The 15,160-nt window shown below is 72.5% G+C and carries 16 protein-coding genes; 7 read left to right on the top strand and 9 right to left on the bottom strand.

The window, feature by feature from the left end:
• Positions 1 to 26: 26 nt before the first annotated feature.
• Both CRP56_RS03115 and CRP56_RS03120 read right to left on the bottom strand, forming a co-directional pair.
• A complete protein-coding gene (locus CRP56_RS03115) occupies positions 27 to 860 on the bottom strand; it encodes a SigB/SigF/SigG family RNA polymerase sigma factor (protein ID WP_097259916.1) in 834 nt (277 codons plus the stop codon).
• Between the two features lie 186 nt (positions 861 to 1,046).
• Positions 1,047 to 1,430, bottom strand: coding sequence for an ATP-binding protein (locus tag CRP56_RS03120; protein ID WP_097273674.1), 384 nt, complete (start codon positions 1,428 to 1,430; stop codon positions 1,047 to 1,049).
• A gap of 351 nt (positions 1,431 to 1,781) precedes the next feature.
• Here CRP56_RS03120 and CRP56_RS03125 point away from each other — a divergent pair, with 351 nt between their 5' ends.
• The 3 genes from CRP56_RS03125 (at position 1,782) to CRP56_RS03135 (ending at position 4,257) form a co-directional block, all read left to right on the top strand.
• The gene (locus tag CRP56_RS03125; RefSeq protein ID WP_097259918.1) at positions 1,782 to 2,000 is read left to right on the top strand and encodes a hypothetical protein; all 219 of its coding nucleotides are present in this window, start codon (positions 1,782 to 1,784) and stop codon (positions 1,998 to 2,000) included.
• Positions 2,001 to 2,049: 49 nt separating this feature from the next.
• A complete protein-coding gene (locus CRP56_RS03130) occupies positions 2,050 to 3,528 on the top strand; it encodes an aminotransferase class I/II-fold pyridoxal phosphate-dependent enzyme (protein WP_097259920.1) in 1,479 nt (492 codons plus the stop codon).
• Positions 3,529 to 3,804: 276 nt separating this feature from the next.
• Complete coding sequence (locus CRP56_RS03135; protein WP_097259922.1) at positions 3,805 to 4,257, top strand: Crp/Fnr family transcriptional regulator; 453 nt, start codon at positions 3,805 to 3,807, stop codon at positions 4,255 to 4,257.
• Positions 4,258 to 4,547: 290 nt separating this feature from the next.
• On the opposite strand, the gene CRP56_RS03140 is transcribed toward CRP56_RS03135, so the two are convergent.
• Positions 4,548 to 5,852, bottom strand: a complete 1,305-nt coding sequence (locus tag CRP56_RS03140; protein ID WP_097259924.1) for an MFS transporter — start codon at positions 5,850 to 5,852, stop codon at positions 4,548 to 4,550.
• Between the two features lie 120 nt (positions 5,853 to 5,972).
• The gene (locus CRP56_RS03145) at positions 5,973 to 6,590 is read right to left on the bottom strand and encodes a LysE/ArgO family amino acid transporter (RefSeq protein WP_097259926.1); all 618 of its coding nucleotides are present in this window, start codon (positions 6,588 to 6,590) and stop codon (positions 5,973 to 5,975) included.
• A 77-nt stretch (positions 6,591 to 6,667) separates the two neighbouring features.
• Here CRP56_RS03145 and CRP56_RS03150 point away from each other — a divergent pair, with 77 nt between their 5' ends.
• Positions 6,668 to 7,567: a LysR family transcriptional regulator ArgP gene (locus CRP56_RS03150; RefSeq protein ID WP_097259928.1), complete on the top strand. Its 900-nt coding sequence runs from the start codon at positions 6,668 to 6,670 to the stop codon at positions 7,565 to 7,567.
• Here the strand turns inward: CRP56_RS03150 and CRP56_RS03155 are convergent.
• Complete coding sequence (locus CRP56_RS03155) at positions 7,556 to 8,278, bottom strand: TetR/AcrR family transcriptional regulator (protein ID WP_097273677.1); 723 nt, start codon at positions 8,276 to 8,278, stop codon at positions 7,556 to 7,558. The genes CRP56_RS03150 and CRP56_RS03155 overlap by 12 nt on opposite strands.
• Positions 8,279 to 8,388: 110 nt before the next feature.
• On the opposite strand from CRP56_RS03155, the gene CRP56_RS03160 reads away from it, so the two are divergent.
• Both CRP56_RS03160 and CRP56_RS03165 read left to right on the top strand, forming a co-directional pair.
• Positions 8,389 to 9,594: a saccharopine dehydrogenase family protein gene (locus tag CRP56_RS03160; protein ID WP_097259930.1), complete on the top strand. Its 1,206-nt coding sequence runs from the start codon at positions 8,389 to 8,391 to the stop codon at positions 9,592 to 9,594.
• A 108-nt stretch (positions 9,595 to 9,702) separates the two neighbouring features.
• Positions 9,703 to 9,957, top strand: a complete 255-nt coding sequence (locus CRP56_RS03165) for a WhiB family transcriptional regulator (RefSeq protein ID WP_059197130.1) — start codon at positions 9,703 to 9,705, stop codon at positions 9,955 to 9,957.
• On the opposite strand, the gene CRP56_RS03170 is transcribed toward CRP56_RS03165, so the two are convergent.
• The 4 genes from CRP56_RS03170 to CRP56_RS03185 form a co-directional block, all read right to left on the bottom strand.
• On the bottom strand, positions 9,913 to 11,745 hold the full coding sequence (locus CRP56_RS03170; protein ID WP_097259932.1) for a sensor histidine kinase: 1,833 nt from the start codon (positions 11,743 to 11,745) through the stop codon (positions 9,913 to 9,915). The genes CRP56_RS03165 and CRP56_RS03170 overlap by 45 nt on opposite strands.
• The gene (locus tag CRP56_RS03175) at positions 11,742 to 12,422 is read right to left on the bottom strand and encodes a response regulator transcription factor (protein ID WP_097259934.1); all 681 of its coding nucleotides are present in this window, start codon (positions 12,420 to 12,422) and stop codon (positions 11,742 to 11,744) included. Before CRP56_RS03175 ends, CRP56_RS03170 begins: the two co-directional genes overlap by 4 nt.
• Positions 12,423 to 12,441: 19 nt before the next feature.
• The gene (locus CRP56_RS03180) at positions 12,442 to 13,173 is read right to left on the bottom strand and encodes a L,D-transpeptidase family protein (RefSeq protein ID WP_097259936.1); all 732 of its coding nucleotides are present in this window, start codon (positions 13,171 to 13,173) and stop codon (positions 12,442 to 12,444) included.
• A gap of 68 nt (positions 13,174 to 13,241) precedes the next feature.
• Positions 13,242 to 14,627 (bottom strand): M1 family metallopeptidase, encoded by a 1,386-nt coding sequence (locus CRP56_RS03185; RefSeq protein ID WP_097259938.1) that lies wholly within the window; start codon positions 14,625 to 14,627, stop codon positions 13,242 to 13,244.
• Positions 14,628 to 14,765: 138 nt separating this feature from the next.
• On the opposite strand from CRP56_RS03185, the gene CRP56_RS03190 reads away from it, so the two are divergent.
• Positions 14,766 to 15,113, top strand: coding sequence for a DUF488 domain-containing protein (locus CRP56_RS03190; protein ID WP_097259941.1), 348 nt, complete (start codon positions 14,766 to 14,768; stop codon positions 15,111 to 15,113).
• The last annotated feature ends 47 nt before the right edge of the window (positions 15,114 to 15,160 follow it).

Genomic DNA, 15,160 nt, shown 5'->3' on the forward strand with positions numbered 1-15,160 from the left:
GGCACACCCGGGCGGCGGCGCCAGGTTCACAGCGAGGCCCTCTCACCCAGCGCCTCGGCGCGCACCCGGGCGCAGCTGCGGCTGATCAGCCGGGAGACGTGCATCTGCGAGATGCCGAGCTGGTCGGCGATGCGGCTCTGCGTCATGTCCTCGAAGAAGCGCATGTAGAGGATGGCGCGTTCCCGCTCGGGCAGCCTGCTCAGGCCCGCCTTGACGGACTCGCGGTCGACCACGACGTCGTAGGAGGAGTCGGAGCTGCCCAGGGTGTCGGCGAGGCTGTATCCGTCGTCGCCGGTGGAGAGCTCGGCGTCCAGGGACAGGGCGCTGTAGCTCTCCAGCGCCTCGAGTCCCGCGGTGACCTCCTCCTCGGTCAGACCGGTGTGGGCGGCGAGGTCGGCCGGGGTGGGTTCGGGGGTGCCCGGCGTCTGGGTGAGCTCGCGGCGGGCCACCCGCACCTTGTTGCGCAGTTCCTGCACCCGGCGGGGCACCCGCAGCGCCCACATCCGGTCCCGGAAGTGCCGCTTGACCTCGCCAGTGATGGTGGGGACCGCGTAGCTCTCGAAGGCGCCGCGCTCGGGGTCGAAGCGGTCGACGGCCTTCACGAGCCCGAGGGCGGCGACCTGCCGCAGGTCCTCCAGGGACTCGCCGCGTTCGCGGAAGCGGCCGGCGATGCGGTGGGCCATGGGGAGCCAGGCGGTGACGAGTTCGTCGCGGACGGCGTCCCGCTCGGGGCCGTCCTCCAGGGCGGCCAGGCGGGCGAAGAGCGTCGCGGTGTCGGGGGCGTCGTCATGCCGCCGCCGGGGCGCCGCGGCCGACGTGTCGGGCATGCTGGGGCGGCTTGTCGATGTATCGATAAGCATGCTGTATCGCTCCTGACAGATGGTTTCAAGGACTTGACCGTGGGAGGAGCGCGGTCCGGACACCCGGAGGGCCCGGAAGCAACCCTGTCGCTCCCGTCGGCGCGCCTCCGGTCCGAAGCACGAATGTGCGTCTGCCCTGCCGCCGGGGGAGCAAACTCCGCTTCGCGACGGAAGACAGACGTTGCGTCAGGACAGGGGCACGACCGCGGTGATGCACTTGCCTCCGGAGGCGAGGCCGGTGATCCGGACGTCGCGTGCCAGCCGGCAGACGATCGGCCAGCCATGGCCACCCACCCGCCATCGGCCGTGCGGGTCGACGGGTTCCTCGGTCACCGGGAGCGCGTCGCTGCGGTCGCTGACGGAGACCCGTACGCCGGGCTCCTCGACGTCGACGCGGAAGTCGGTGACCCCGCCGCCGTGCAGGATGGCGTTGGTGGTGAGTTCGGAGACGACGAGCAGGGCGTCCGCCACGGACTCCCGGTCGCAGGAGGTGCCGGTGACACGGCAGCGGTCGGCGACGGCCCGCTCCACGGCCCGGCGGGCCTCGGCGGGCTTGCATGGGCAGTGCAGCCGGCAGCGGCCGGCCGTGGACGGCTCGCGAAGGGGCGTCGACGGTGGGCTGCCCGAGGTCACCCGTGCGGTGCCGGGTACCGACGATTCGGGGCGGATGGGGTCCTGTGCTCCCTACACATGGTTCTGGGCTCCCTGAAGGGTTTTCGGCAAGAGCCTGGCCATTTCGTGCTCCGGGCCATCGCGATCGGGCGGACTCTCACCTGCCGGGCGCACGGCCGACCGGCCGCGGCGGACTGCCTCACGCAGCGCGAGCACCGCAGGTCTCTCCTCTTCGGCTGACCGCTGCGGGACGGGTCAAACCTCGATCGCGGGGGCCATCCGGGCGCCGGGACGGGGTACCCGGAGCGCATGACGGATGTGGTGGACTCAGACGAACTGTTGCGGCGTATCCAGCGGGCCCGGGCGTGCGCCCTGGAGGAACAGCGGGCCTGGGGGACCCGGCGCGAGGAGCTGCGGCCGACCGATCCGGACGGTGCGCGGGAGGCCGACGTGCGGACGCTGGCCTTCGAGGCCGTCGTCACGGTGCTGGACGAGATCCTCACGCCGGGCAAGCGGGCCGGGGCCTGATGACGGGCGGTCGCGATTGGACTCCCGGGGTACGGGAACCCCGGACCGCATGGCAGTCGATCACACCCGGGCACCGGTACTGGAAGCGCTGGAGACCTATCGGCGCGAGGGCCTGCTGGCCTTCACGCCGCCGGGGCACAAACAGGCGCGGGGCGCCGACCCCGCCGTGCGGGAGGTGCTGGGCGACGCCGTGTTCCTCGGCGACGTCCTCGCGTCGGGCGGCCTCGACGACCGGCTCACCCGGGGCCGGGTGCTGGAGCGCGCCGAGGAGTTGCTGGCGGACGCCGTGCACGCCGAGCACACGTTCTTCACCACGTGCGGCAGTTCGTTGTCGGTCAAGGCGGCGATGCTGTCCGTGGCGGGCCCGCACGAGAAGCTGCTGATCGGCCGGGACGCCCACAAGTCGGTCGTGTCGGGGCTCATCCTCTCGGGCATCGAACCCGTCTGGATCGAACCGCGCTGGGACCCCGAGCGGCATCTGGCGCACCCGCCGTCCGCGGAGGCCTTCGAGAAGGCGTTCGCCGACCACCCCGACGCCAGGGGCGCGCTGGTCACCAGTCCGACGCCGTACGGGACGAGCACGGATCTGCGGGCCGTCGCCGACGTGTGCCACCGGCGTGGGCGGCCGCTGATCGTGGACGAGGCGTGGGGCGCGCATCTGCCGTTCCATCCCGACCTGCCGTCCTGGGCGATGGACGCGGGCGCCGACATCTGTGTGACGAGCATCCACAAGATGGGCAGCGGTCTGGAGCAGGGGTCGGTCTTCCATCTCCAGGGCGATCTCGTGCCGCCCGAGGTGCTGAAGCTGCGCTCGGACCTGCTGGGGACCACCAGTCCGTCGGTGCTGCTGTACGCCGGGCTCGACGGCTGGCGGCGGCAGATGGCCCTGCACGGCGAGGAGCTCATGGGCGCGGCCCTGGACCTGGTGACCGAACTCCGGTCGGCGATCGGGCAGATCGAGGGGCTGCACGTCGAGGGCCGGGACGACTTCTGCGGTCCCGGGCTGGCCCACGACTTCGACCCCTTGCAGGTGATCATCGATTTGGACGGGCTCGGCATCACCGGGTTCCAGGCCGCCGACTGGCTGCGGGCCGAGCGGCACATCGAGGCGCATCTCGCCGACCACCGCCGGCTGGGCGCGCAGATCACCCATGGCGACGACCGGGAGACCACCGGCGAGCTGCTGTCCGCGCTGCGGGATCTCGCGCGTGCCGCACCGAAGCTGCGTCCGGCCCCGCGGGTGGAGGTGCCCGCGCCGTCCGAACTGCGGCTGGCGCAGGCCAGGTCGCCCCGGGACGCGTTCTTCGGTCCTGCCGAGAACGTGCCGGTCAAGAAGGCGGCCGGGCGGATCGCCGCCGAGATGATCACGCCGTATCCGCCGGGGATCCCGGCCGTCCTGCCGGGCGAGCGGCTGACCGAGCCGGTGCTGCGGTATCTGCGGACGGGCAAGGCGGCGGGCATGAACCTGCCCGACCCGAGCGACCCGGAACTGGAGACGATCAGGGTGCTGGAGACCGACGAAGAGTGAAACGGGTCACGTGACCGGCTTTTGGTTTCGCACCGGCCCCCAGGATGGTTTACCGTTCATTCATACGTGGTCGTGGAGTTGACCCCGCCGGTCCTCCGCTCACCACCTCTGAACTGCCCTGGCTGGCCTCCCCCGTCCAGCCAGGGCTTTTCCTTGCCCGCGTGGCTTCCGTGCCGGAACCAGTACCGTCCGCCGAGGTGCCCGAGACGGCGGCAGCGGCTGAAATGGGCGTAGGGAAAGCCCCGGAACCGAATCGCCGGCGAGGAGCCCCGCGTCATGACCAAAGCGACGAAACTGCTGACCGCCCTGCCCCCGCCGCAACGGCAGCGCCTGATGACCCTCGCCCGGGAGGTCTCGTTCCCCGAGGACGCCCGGATCTTCGAGGCGGGCGGCACGGCCGACCGGTTCTGGGTCATCCGCTCGGGCGCGGTCTCCCTCGACCAGCAGGTGACGTCCGTGCAGCGGGTGACCGTGGCGAGTCTCGGGGCGGGGGATCTCCTCGGCTGGTCCTGGCTGTTCCCGCCGCACCAGTGGGACTTCGGCGCGGTGGCGTTCAGTCCCGTGCGCGCCTACGAGTTCGACGCGGCGGCCGTGCTCGGTCTGTGCGAGGAGGACCCGGCGCTCGGGATGGTCCTGGTGCGCAGCGTCGCCGAGATCCTGGCGCACCGGCTGGAGATGACCCGGGGCAAGCTGATGGAGCAGTACTCGATGCGACGCCGGGTCCTCTAGGGACCGGGCCGCGGGTCAGATGCGGTGACGGCGCCGGACGCTGTGGGACCGGGGGCGGGGTCAGATGCGGTAGTGGCGTCGGCCCCGGTAGGACCGGGCTGCGGGTCAGACGCGGTGGCGGCGCCGGACCCGGCAGGACCCGGGGCTGCGGGTCAGACGCCGTAGCGGCGCCGCACGCTGTAGGACGAGGCCGCTGGATCAGACGCCGTAGCGGCGCCGCGTCTTGCAGGACCGGGCGGCGGGGTCGGACGCCGTAGCGGTGCCGGATCCTGTAGAACCGGGTCGCCGGGTCAGACGCGGTAGCGGCGCAGTGCCGGGACCGTGGCGGCCAGGCCCAGCATCACGGTGACGACGAGCAGCCCGCCGCCCGTCACGGCCGCGCGCGGGCCGAAGGCGGCGCCCGCGGTGCCGTGCAGGACGTCGGCGAGGCGCGGGCCGCCCGCGACGACGACCGTGAAGACGCCCTGCATCCGGCCGCGCATCTCGTCGGTGGCCGCGGACAGCAGGATCGCGCCGCGGAACACCATGGAGACCATGTCCGCGACCCCGGCCAGGGCGAGGAAGGCCACCGCGAGCCACAGGCTGTCGCTCAGCCCGAACCCGGTGATGGCCACGCCCCAGGCCACCACCGCGCCGATGACCATCCAGCCGTGCCGGCGGGCCCGGGAGAAGGTGCCGGAGAACAGGCCGCCGAGCACCGCGCCGATGGGGATCGCCGCGAACAGCAGGCCGAGGGCGAGCCCTTCGCCGTACGGCGCGTAGGTCTCGCCAGCGAGCTGCGGGAACAGGGCGCGGGGCATGCCGAGGACCATGGCGACGACGTCGGCGAGGAACGACAGCAGCAGCACCTTGTGCAGGGCGATGTAGCGGAACCCTTCCGCGATCTCGCGCAGGCCCGCCCGGCGCTTGGTCTGTGCCGCGAGGGGCGGCAGGGAGGGCAGCCGGTAGACCGCCCACAGCGTGACGCACAGCGCCAGGGCGTCGATCAGGTACAGCTCCGGCAACCCGATGACCGGGATCAGGGCGCCCGCCAGCAGCGGCCCGACGACCTGACCGGTCTGGGCGACGGTCGAGCCGAGGGCGTTGGCCGCGGTCAGCTCCTCGGCGGGGACGAGGCGGGCGATGGAGGCGGTGCGGGCGGGCGCGTTCAGGCCCCAGAACGCCTGCTGAAGGGCGAGCAGCACCATGAGCGCGGCCACCGACTCCAGCCCGGCGACGGCCTGGAACCAGAACAGCAGCGACGTGAGCGCGATGCCGCTGTTGGTGACCAGGAGCAGCTTGCGGCGGTCCACGCTGTCGGCGACGGCGCCGCCCCACAGCGCGAACACCATCAGCGGCAGCAGCCCGGCGAGACTCGCGTAGCCGACCCAGGCCGAGGAGCCGGTGATGTCGTAGACCTGTTTGGGCACCGCGACGGCGGTGAGCTGGCTGCCCACGGCCGTGACGACGGTCGAGCTCCACAGCCTGCGGTAGGCGGGGCGGCGCAGCGGGCGGGTGTCCATCGCCCAGCGGCGCCAGCCGCGCCGGGCCGGCGGGGCCTCGGCCGGGGCCGGGGCCGGTGTCTGCGGTGCGGTGCTGCTCTCGCTCGTGTCCACGGACTTCCTGGTTGCTCGTTACATCTTTCGGGACCAGGGTTCACTATGACACTTGCGTACGAGCAGGCGGGACGCACAATCTCACCTTGTGGAACGGCCGTTGGGCGGGACTCAGGGGCCTCAGGCGCCGGCGATCAGCAGGGCGCCGAGGGCGATCATCATCGTGGCGACCAGCCCGTCCAGGACGCGCCAGGCGGACGGGCGGGCCAGGAAACGGCCGAGCAGGCGTCCGCCGAAACCGAGCGCCGCGAACCAGACCAGGCTCGCCAGCGCCGCCCCCAGTCCGAAGGTCCAGCGCAGGTCGCCCCGGTCGGCGGCGACGGAGCCCAGGAGGAAGACGGTGTCGAGGTAGACGTGCGGGTTGAGCCAGGTCAGCGCGAGACAGGTGAGCACCGCCCGCCTGCGGGACCCGGCCGCGTCACCGTCCGTGCGCAGGCCGGACCCGCCGGGACGGACCGCACGCCGGGCGGCGAGGGCGCCGTAGCCGAGCAGGAACGCGCCCCCGATCCAGCCGACCGCGGTCAGCGCGCCGGGCCACGCCACCACCACCGCGCCCACCCCGCCGACGCCGAGGGCGATCAGGGCCGCGTCGGACAGGGCGCAGATGCCGACGACGGCGAGGACCGCGTCCCGGCGGATGCCCTGGCGCAGGACGAAGGCGTTCTGGGCGCCGATGGCGACGATGAGCGAGAGTCCGGTGCCGAAGCCGGCGGCTGCGGCGGAGAGCGAGGCGGTCATGGCATCGACGCTAGTCAGAGGCATGGATGGAGTACAGCTAAAGATTCTTACGTATCATTAGCGCTCGTGATGTGGTCATGATGGCGGAGCTTCCTCTCGACCAGGTGCGGACCCTGCTCGCGGTGGTCGACGAGGGCACCTTCGACGCGGCCGCCGCGGTGCTGCATCTGACACCGTCGGCGGTCAGTCAGCGGGTCAAGGCACTGGAGCAGCGCACGGGCCGGGTGCTGCTGGTGCGGTCCAAGCCGGTGCGGCCGACCGAGTCGGGCGAGGTGGTCGTGCGGTTCGCGCGGCAGCTGGCGCGGATCGAGCGGGACGCGTGGGCCGAGCTCGGCGCGAGCGCGGACGGCGAGCCGACGCGGGTGTCGATCGCGGTCAACGCCGACTCGCTGGCGACGTGGTTCCTGCCCGCTCTGACCCGGGTGCCCGACGAGCCGCCGCTCCGCTTCGAGCTGCACCGCGAGGACGAGGAACACACGGCGACCCTGCTGCGGGAGGGGCTGGTGATGGCCGCGGTGACGTCGTCGCCCGACGCCGTCGCGGGCTGCTCGGTGCGTCCGCTGGGCCGGATGCGGTACGTCGCCGCGGCGAGCCCCGACTTCGTGGACCGGTATCTCGGCGGGCCCCTGGGCGACGCGCTGGCGAAGGCGCCCGTGGTGACCTTCGACCGGCGGGACACCTATCAGGACCGTTTCGTGCGGGAGTTGGGGCACGGCAGCGACGGAGCGAGCCCGGCGCGGCACGCCATCCCCACCTCCGAGGGGTTCGTGGAGGCGGTGACGCTGGGGCTCGGCTGGGGCATGGTGCCGCAGGTGCAGGCGGGCCCGCTCCTGCGCGCCGGGGACCTGGTCCAGCTGGCGCCGGAGCGGCCGCTCGACGTCCCGCTGTACTGGCAGCAGTGGAAGCTGGACTCCCCCGCCCTTGCCGCGGTCGCCGAGGCGGTGACGACGGCGGCGGCCCAGGCGCTACGGAGCTGAGCGATCCCCGCCCACCAACGCCAGCTGGGACTCTGCGCTGTCCAGGAGCATCTCCAGCGCCGTCGGATAGGCGCTGTCCACCATGCGCTTCGCCAGCAGCGGCGCGGCCTCGGCGATGCGGGGGTGGGTGGTGCGGGGCAGGTGGGCGTAGGTCGAGCTCCACATGTCCTCGTCGGCGTGGAGCGCGGCGCTCGGCAGGGCGAGGGAGGCGGCGTCGAGGGCGGCGAAGGCGAGGGTCTGGTCGATGAAGGCGTGGTAGATGCGCACGGTGTCGGGGAGCGGGAACCCGGCCGTGCGCAGCACGTCGAGGACCGCCTCGTCGGCCGCCAGTTCATGGGGGCGGCCGGTGACCCGGCTCGTGGTCAGCAGGGCGGCCTGCGGATGGGCGAGGTACGCGGCGTGCAGGCGCAGGCCGACGGCCCGCAGGTCCGCCCGCCACTCCCCCGTCGGCTCCCAGCCGCGCAGGGCCTGGCCGATGAGCGCGTCGCCGATGGCGAGGGTCAGGTCGTCCATGCCGCGGAAGTAGCGGTACAGGGTGCTCGGGTCGGCGTCCAGGGCGAGGCCGAGGCGGCGGGCGGTCAGGCCGGCGCTGCCGTGTTCGCGCAGCATGCGCAGCGCGGTCTCGACGATCAGCTCCTCCGTGAGGATGGTGCCGCTCTTGGTGGGGCGGCGTCGGCGCCGCTTCTCCTCGGGAACCACCGGCTTCGGCACGGCCACGACCTCCTCGCTTATGCCAACGCCATTGACCTTAAGGGAAGCGGCGGCGTTGTATCGACGGCGGGCCCCTCACGTCGTAGACCTTCAGCCGTAGGAGTGTTGTCATGCGTGTACTGCTCGTGGGTGCCGGAGGGGTGGGCACCGCCGTCACCCGGATCGCCGCCCGGAGGTCGTTCTTCGAGGCGATGGTGGTCGCCGACTACGACCTGGCGCGGGCCGAGGCGGCCGTGGCGGCGCTCGGTGCGGACGGGGCCCGCTTCCGGGCCGAGCGCGTCGACGCGGGTGACGAGGCCGCGGTGGCGGCGCTCCTTGAGCGGCACGCCTGTGACGTCCTCCTCAACGCCACCGACCCGCGCTTCGTGATGCCGCTGTTCCGCGCGGCCCGTGCCGCCTCCGCCACCTATGTCGACATGGCGATGTCCCTGTCGCGTCCGCACCCCGAGCGCCCCTACGAGGAGTGCGGGGTCAAGCTGGGCGACGCGCAGTTCGAGGACGCCGTGGAGTGGGAGAAGGCGGGGCTGCTGGCCCTCGTCGGCATGGGGGTCGAGCCGGGTCTGTCGGATGTCTTCGCGCGGTACGCGGCGGACGAACTCTTCGACGAGATCGAGGAGATCGGCGTCCGCGACGGCGCGAACCTCACCGTCGACGGCTACGACTTCGCCCCGTCCTTCAGCATCTGGACCACGATCGAGGAGTGCCTCAACCCGCCGGTCGTCTACGAGGCCGACGGCTGGTTCACCACCGCGCCGTTCAGCGAGCCGGAGGTGTTCGACTTCCCCGCGGGCATCGGCCCCGTGGAGTGCGTGAACGTCGAGCACGAGGAGGTGCTGCTGATGCCCCGCTGGATCGGGGCGCGGCGGGTCACCTTCAAGTACGGCCTGGGCGACGAGTTCATCGAGGTCCTCAAGACCCTCCACAAGCTGGGCCTGGACCGCACCGACCCGGTCACCGTCCGGGACGCGCGGGTCTCGCCCCGGGACGTCGTGGCGGCCTGTCTGCCCGACCCGGCGACGCTGGGCGAGCGGATGCACGGCAAGACCTGCGCGGGCACCTGGGTGAAGGGCGTGAAGGACGGGGCGCCGCGCGAGGTGTACCTGTACCACGTGGTCGACAACCAGTGGTCCATGGCGGAGTACGGCAGCCAGGCGGTGGTGTGGCAGACGGCGGTCAACCCGGTCGTCGCCCTCGAACTCCTCGCCACCGGTGCGTGGAAGGGTGCGGGCGTCCTCGGACCGGAGGCCTTCCCCGCCGGTCCCTACCTGGATCTGCTCACCGCGTACGGCTCGCCGTGGGGCCTGCGCGAGCAGTAGAACCAAGTCTCTTCGAACTCCGTTGTTTCACATGCGCATCGACAGGTGACCCGAAAGCGAGTAAGCCATCCGCGAGGGCACGGACGACTTGGAGCGCAGGTGACATCGATGGACAACTGGCGAACCCATGCCGCGTGCCGCCACGAGGACCCCGACCTCTTCTTCCCGATCGGCAACACGGGCCCGGCACTGGTGCAGACGGAGCAGGCGAAGGCGGTCTGCGGGCGTTGCCCGGTGCGGGAACAGTGCCTGGAGTGGGCCATGGAGACGGGGCAGGCGATCGGCGTCTGGGGCGGTACGAGCGAGACCGAACGACGTTCACTGCAACGACGCCGGGCCAGGGCCGGACGTTCCTCCGGGTAGGCCGGGGACCCGCAAGGTGAAGACGCTTCCGGTGCCGGGCTCGCTCGTCGCCTCCGCCGTGCCGCCGTGCGCGGCCATCAGGTGGCGGACGATCGGCAGGCCCAGGCCGCTGCCTCCGGTGCGGCGGCTGCGGGACTTCTCGGCGCGCCAGAAGCGGTCGAAGACATGTGGCAGGTCCTCGGGCGCGATGCCGCTGCCGGTGTCGGTGACGTCGAGGACCACGTCGTCGCCGTCGGCGCGCGCGGACAGTGTGACCGTGCCGTCGGCGGGCGTGTGACGCAGCGCGTTGGAGACGAGGTTGCCGAGCGCCTGCCGCATCCGCACCGGGTCGGCGTCCAGCCACAGCTCGCCGTCCGTCCTGGTGCGCAGGGTGACGCCCGCCGCGTCGGCCGCGACGCGGTGGGCGGCGGCGACCTGACCGAGCAACTCACCGGCGGCGACGGGCTCGCGGTGCAGCCGCAGCGTGCCGGCGTCGGCCGCGGCGAGGTCCTGGAGGTCGTCGATGACGCGCTGGAGGACGAGCGCCTCCTCGTGCAGCGAGGCCAGCAGCTCCGGTGCCGGGGCCACGACACCGTCCCTGGTCACCTCCAGCCAGCCGCGGATGTTGGTGAGCGGGCTGCGCAGTTCATGGGCGATGTCGCTGACCATCGCCTTGCGCTGGGCCTCCAGGCGTTCCCGGCGTTCGGTGAGGTCGTTGAAGGCCGCGGCGAGGATGCCGGTCTCGTCCCGCGTGGTCACGGGCACCCGCACATGCAGTTCGGGCGGCTGCTGGGCGGCGGCGGTCAGCGCGCGCAGCGGCCGGACGAGCCGGGTGGCGACGACGGCGGTCACCGCGACGGTGACGGCGAGCACGAGCCCGGCGGCACCGACGACCTTGGCCTTGTTGGCCGGTGACATGTCGAACCGCACCGCGGTGCGGTCGCCGCCGCCCAGGAACAGCTCGGCGGCCGGTGCCACGTAGGGGTCGAGCTGGGCGCGGCGCGCGCTGTCGACGCAGGCCTGGAACTTGCGGGCGGACGCCGAGCCCGGCGGTACGTCGACCTTTCCCAGCTGGTAGCGGCCGCCCAGGCTCCGGTCGGTGAAATCGAAGCCGACGAACAGCGCGTCGGCCAGCTTCACGTCCTGTCGGCCCAGGCAGCCGCGGGCACGCTCCGTCAGGTCCGCGAGGGCCTTCTCCTCGGTGGGGGTCGGGGTGTTGAGGCGTCCGTCGGCGCAGTCGTCGGGCACGTCGTCGTCGTTGCTGAGGACCGGACGTCCGCTGGGTGTCTTGACGATGCCGGTCTCGATGCCGAACCGGGCGAAGCACTTCTGCCGCACCAGCGCCAGTTTCCCCAGCTTGGCGCGTTCCTCGGCGGTCAGCCGGTACGGCCCGACCACCCGCGGGTCGACGCCGCTGCGCTGCGCGCCGCGCTCGGTGTAGGTGTCGGTGCGCAGGGGGTCGACGGTGGCGGCGGCACGGGGCGGCAGCGAGGTGCCGGCCGGCGCGGAGTCGGCGAGGGGGGTGCGGTCGGTGGTGGTCAGGGCGATCCGGCGGCCGGTCTTCTCGGACAGGGAGCGGACGAGTTCGCCGACCCCCTTCCACGTCGGGTGGGTCGCCGCGTACCCGCTCAGCCGGGCGAGGACGTCCATGTCCTCGGCGAGCACCTGCCCCTGTTCCTCCCGCAGCGCCCGGGTCGTCGTCTCCACCGCCAGCCACGCGGTCGCCGCCACCGAGCACACGGCGATCAGCACCGAGGCGACGAGCAGCCGGACCGACAGGCGTTTGCGCAGGGGGATGCGGCGGCTCATCCACGGCCGCCGCTGAGCTTGTAGCCGACGCCGAACACGGTCAGCAGCCGCACCGGCCTGCGCGGGTCGGTCTCGATCTTCCGGCGCAGGTTCATGATGTGGACGTCGACGGCCCGTTCGGTGGACGCCCGGTCGATGCCGCGGGTGCACTCCAGCAACTGCCGCCGGGAGAAGACCCGTTCGGGCTCGGCGGTCATGGCGAGCAGGATGGCGAACTCGGCAGGCGTGCACTCCACCGGCTCCCCGTCGCAGCGCACTTCGTGCCGCACGGGATCGACCTCCACCCCGGCGGCCCGTACGGGCACCGCGCCGCGTCCGCTGCGTCGCAGCACCGTCCGGATGCGCGCCATCAGCTCACGCGGGCTGTAGGGCTTGGTCATGTAGTCGTCGGCGCCGACGTCCAGGCCCAGCAGCACGTCCTCCTCGGTGGCACGGGCGGTGAGCATCAGCACCGGGACGTCGCCCTCCCGCCGCAGCGCCCGGCACACGCCGAGCCCGTCGAACACCGGCAGCATCAGATCGAGCACGACCAGATCGGGCCGCAGCCGCCGCACCGCGTCGAGGGCGGCCCCGCCGTCGTGGACGACGGTGGCGGTGTGGCCCTCCGCCAGCAGGGAGCGGCGTATGAGTTCGGCCTGCATCTCGTCGTCCTCGGCGACCAGCACATGTGCGCACACCCGGCGAAGCCTAAGCCGCTCAACGGGCCAGGGAGTGGGCGTCGCCCATGACGACGACCGGGTGACGGGCCGGGTCCAGGGCCCGGAGGAGCTGTTTCATGTGCCGCTCGGCGATGCCGACGCAGCCGTGGGTGGGGCCGCCGTGGTCGACGTGCAGCCATATGCCGCCGCCGCGGCCCGCGCCGAGCGGACGGGTCCAGTCGAGCGGGGAGGTGCCGGGCTCGCGGTTGTAGTTGATCGCGACGACGTAGTCGAAGGAGCCGGCCAGGGGTTCGCCCTCGAAGCCGGTGCCGGTCGCCGTGAAGCCGCCGCCCTGGTCGTACGGCAGCCGGGTGCCGGGGTCGCGGCGCAGTCCGCCGGCGTCGGTGAGGCCGAAGACTCCGATGGGCGAGCGCAGGTCGCCGGCGTGGTGGTCGTCGCTCCAGCCGCGCAGCGCGTTGTGCGCGGGCCAGGTCTCCCCGGCCTCCCAGCCCGCGTCGGTGCGCTCGTACAGGACGACGGTGGACCGCGGGGAGTTCTTGCCGCGTCCGGTGACGACGACGGCCTGCCGGGCGTCGCCCGGCACCTTCGCCCAGGTCTTCGGCCCCAGACCGGGCAGCTGCTGCGGGGCCACGTCCAGGGAGACCGGCGGCGCGGGCCGGATCGTGGTGGTGACCGGCGCCCGCTCGGGGGTGGCCGCGGCCCCTCCCCCGCACCCCGTGAGCGCGAGGGAGGCGGCCAGCAGTACGACGTGGGGTCTGCGAGTGATCATGGGTCGACCTTCGCCGACACTTGTTTGGAACTCGTCAGGTCGGAGGGCCGGGTCGGCTCCACCTCTCCCTAGGGTGCGCTGGGCTTGCCCTGTCCGTACACCCAGGTCCGGAACAGAGCGTCCAGGTCCTTCCCCGACTCGCGCTCCGCGAGCGCCACGAACTGCGCCGTCGTCCCGTGCCCGTCCCGGTGCTCGGCGGTCCAGGCGTGCAGGATCCGGAAGAACGTCCGGTCCCCGACGGCCTTGCGGAGCTTGTGCAGGGCCATGGCGCCGCGCGCGTACACCGGGGTGCCGAAGATGTTCGCGCCGCTGCCCGGGTCGCCCGGCGGGAACTCCCACAGGCCGTCGCTCGCGGGACGTGCGTACAGCGCGTCGAAGGTCTTCTGCGCGCTGTCGCCGCCGTGCTGTTCGTCGTAGAGCCACTCGGCGTAGGTCGCGAAGCCCTCGTTGAGCCAGATGTCCTTCCAGGAGGTGAGGCTGACCGAGTCACCGAACCACTGGTGGGCGCTCTCGTGGACGAGCGTGCTCAGGTCGGGCGCCCGGTCGTACACGGGCCGGGTCTGGGTCTCCAGCGCGTAGCCGACGTTCGGGGCGCGGTCGACGATCGAGCCGGCCGCCTTGAAGGGGTACGGCCCGAAGAGCTTGCTCTCCCAGGCGAGCACGGACGGCAGCTGCTTGAGGACCGGGTCCGCCTTGGCCACCTCGCGCGGGTCGACGGCGTTGTAGATCCGGATGCCGTCGCGGGTGGTGGACTGCGTGACCTTGAACTTCCCGACCGTCGCCGTGGCCAGATAGGCGGCCATGGGCTCGCTCTGGCGCCAACGGAACGTGGTCTGCCCGTGTTCGCTCCGCTTGCCGAGGAGCACGCCGTTGGCGACGGCGGTGCGGCCGTCGGGAACGGTGATCGTGAAGTCGTACGACGCCTTGTCCTTGGGGTGGTTGTTCGCCGGGAACCAGGTCATCGCGCCCTGGGGCTCGCCCGCGACGAAGGCGCCGTCGTCGGTGGGGATCCAGCCGTCGAGGGAGCCGTCCGGGTCGGTGACCGGCGCCGGGGTGCCCTTGTAGGTGACGGTGACGCGGAACCACTGGCCGCGGTGCAGGGCCTTGCGCGGGGTGACGGTGAGTTCCTGTCCGTGGCGGCTGAAGTCCGCCTTGTCTCGGCCGACCGTGAGGCCGGTGATCTTCAGGCCGTTCAGGTCGAGGTTGAAGCGGCTCAGGTCCTGGGTGGCGCGGGCGGTGAGGACGGCCTTGCCGGCGAGGTGTTTGCTCGACGGGTCGTAACGGAGGGTCAGGTCGTAGTGGTGGACGTGGTAGCCGCCGTTGCCGGCCAGCGGGAAGTACGGGTCGCCGACACCGGCCGTGCCCGCCGACGGGGGTGCCGCGGCGCCGATCAGTGCGGCGAGGGCGACGGGGACGGTGCCGAGCACGAAGGTGCGTCGGACGACTCTGGGCACGGGCGCTCCAACGGTCGAGGGGCGGGGACGGCTTCACACTAAAGGTGATCTCCGCGGAACTCGCCCAGCATCAGGTCAAGTCGTCACACGCGCGGAGCTACTCTCCGGACACCACCGACCTCGGAGAAAGGCCCCGCAGTGAGCGTTCGCGTCCGCCGCGTCTACGAATCGCCCGAACCCGAGGACGGCGTCCGCGTCCTGGTCGACCGGCTGTGGCCGCGCGGCCTGTCGAAGGACGCGGCCCGGGTGGACGAGTGGCCCAAGGCCCTCACCCCGTCGACGGAGCTGCGCCGCTGGTACCACGCGGGCGAGGGCTCGTACGAGGAGTTCGCACGGCGCTACGAGGCGGAGCTGGCGGAGCCGGAGGCGGCAGAACTCCTGGACCATGTGCGGGAGTTGACAGCCAAGGGGCCGGTGACCCTGCTGACGTCCGCGAAGACGCCGGAGGAGAGTCATGCGGCGGTTCTGGTACGGCTGTTGGGTTGAGGGGGCGGTCGCCGGTCACACAGCCCACCCCGACAACCCCGCCCACC

Source organism: Streptomyces sp. TLI_55 (assembly GCF_900206255.1).
GTDB classification, from domain to species: domain Bacteria; phylum Actinomycetota; class Actinomycetes; order Streptomycetales; family Streptomycetaceae; genus Streptomyces; species Streptomyces aquilus.

Coding starts and splice junctions, on each gene's coding strand:
- CRP56_RS03115 (WP_097259916.1), bottom strand. CDS start 860: ATGCTTATCGATACATCGACAAGCCGCCCCAGCATGCCCGACACGTCG.
- CRP56_RS03125 (WP_097259918.1), top strand. CDS start 1,782: ATGACGGATGTGGTGGACTCAGACGAACTGTTGCGGCGTATCCAGCGG.
- CRP56_RS03130 (WP_097259920.1), top strand. CDS start 2,050: ATGGCAGTCGATCACACCCGGGCACCGGTACTGGAAGCGCTGGAGACC.
- CRP56_RS03135 (WP_097259922.1), top strand. CDS start 3,805: ATGACCAAAGCGACGAAACTGCTGACCGCCCTGCCCCCGCCGCAACGG.
- CRP56_RS03145 (WP_097259926.1), bottom strand. CDS start 6,590: ATGACCGCCTCGCTCTCCGCCGCAGCCGCCGGCTTCGGCACCGGACTC.
- CRP56_RS03150 (WP_097259928.1), top strand. CDS start 6,668: ATGATGGCGGAGCTTCCTCTCGACCAGGTGCGGACCCTGCTCGCGGTG.
- CRP56_RS03160 (WP_097259930.1), top strand. CDS start 8,389: ATGCGTGTACTGCTCGTGGGTGCCGGAGGGGTGGGCACCGCCGTCACC.
- CRP56_RS03165 (WP_059197130.1), top strand. CDS start 9,703: ATGGACAACTGGCGAACCCATGCCGCGTGCCGCCACGAGGACCCCGAC.
- CRP56_RS03170 (WP_097259932.1), bottom strand. CDS start 11,745: ATGAGCCGCCGCATCCCCCTGCGCAAACGCCTGTCGGTCCGGCTGCTC.
- CRP56_RS03180 (WP_097259936.1), bottom strand. CDS start 13,173: ATGATCACTCGCAGACCCCACGTCGTACTGCTGGCCGCCTCCCTCGCG.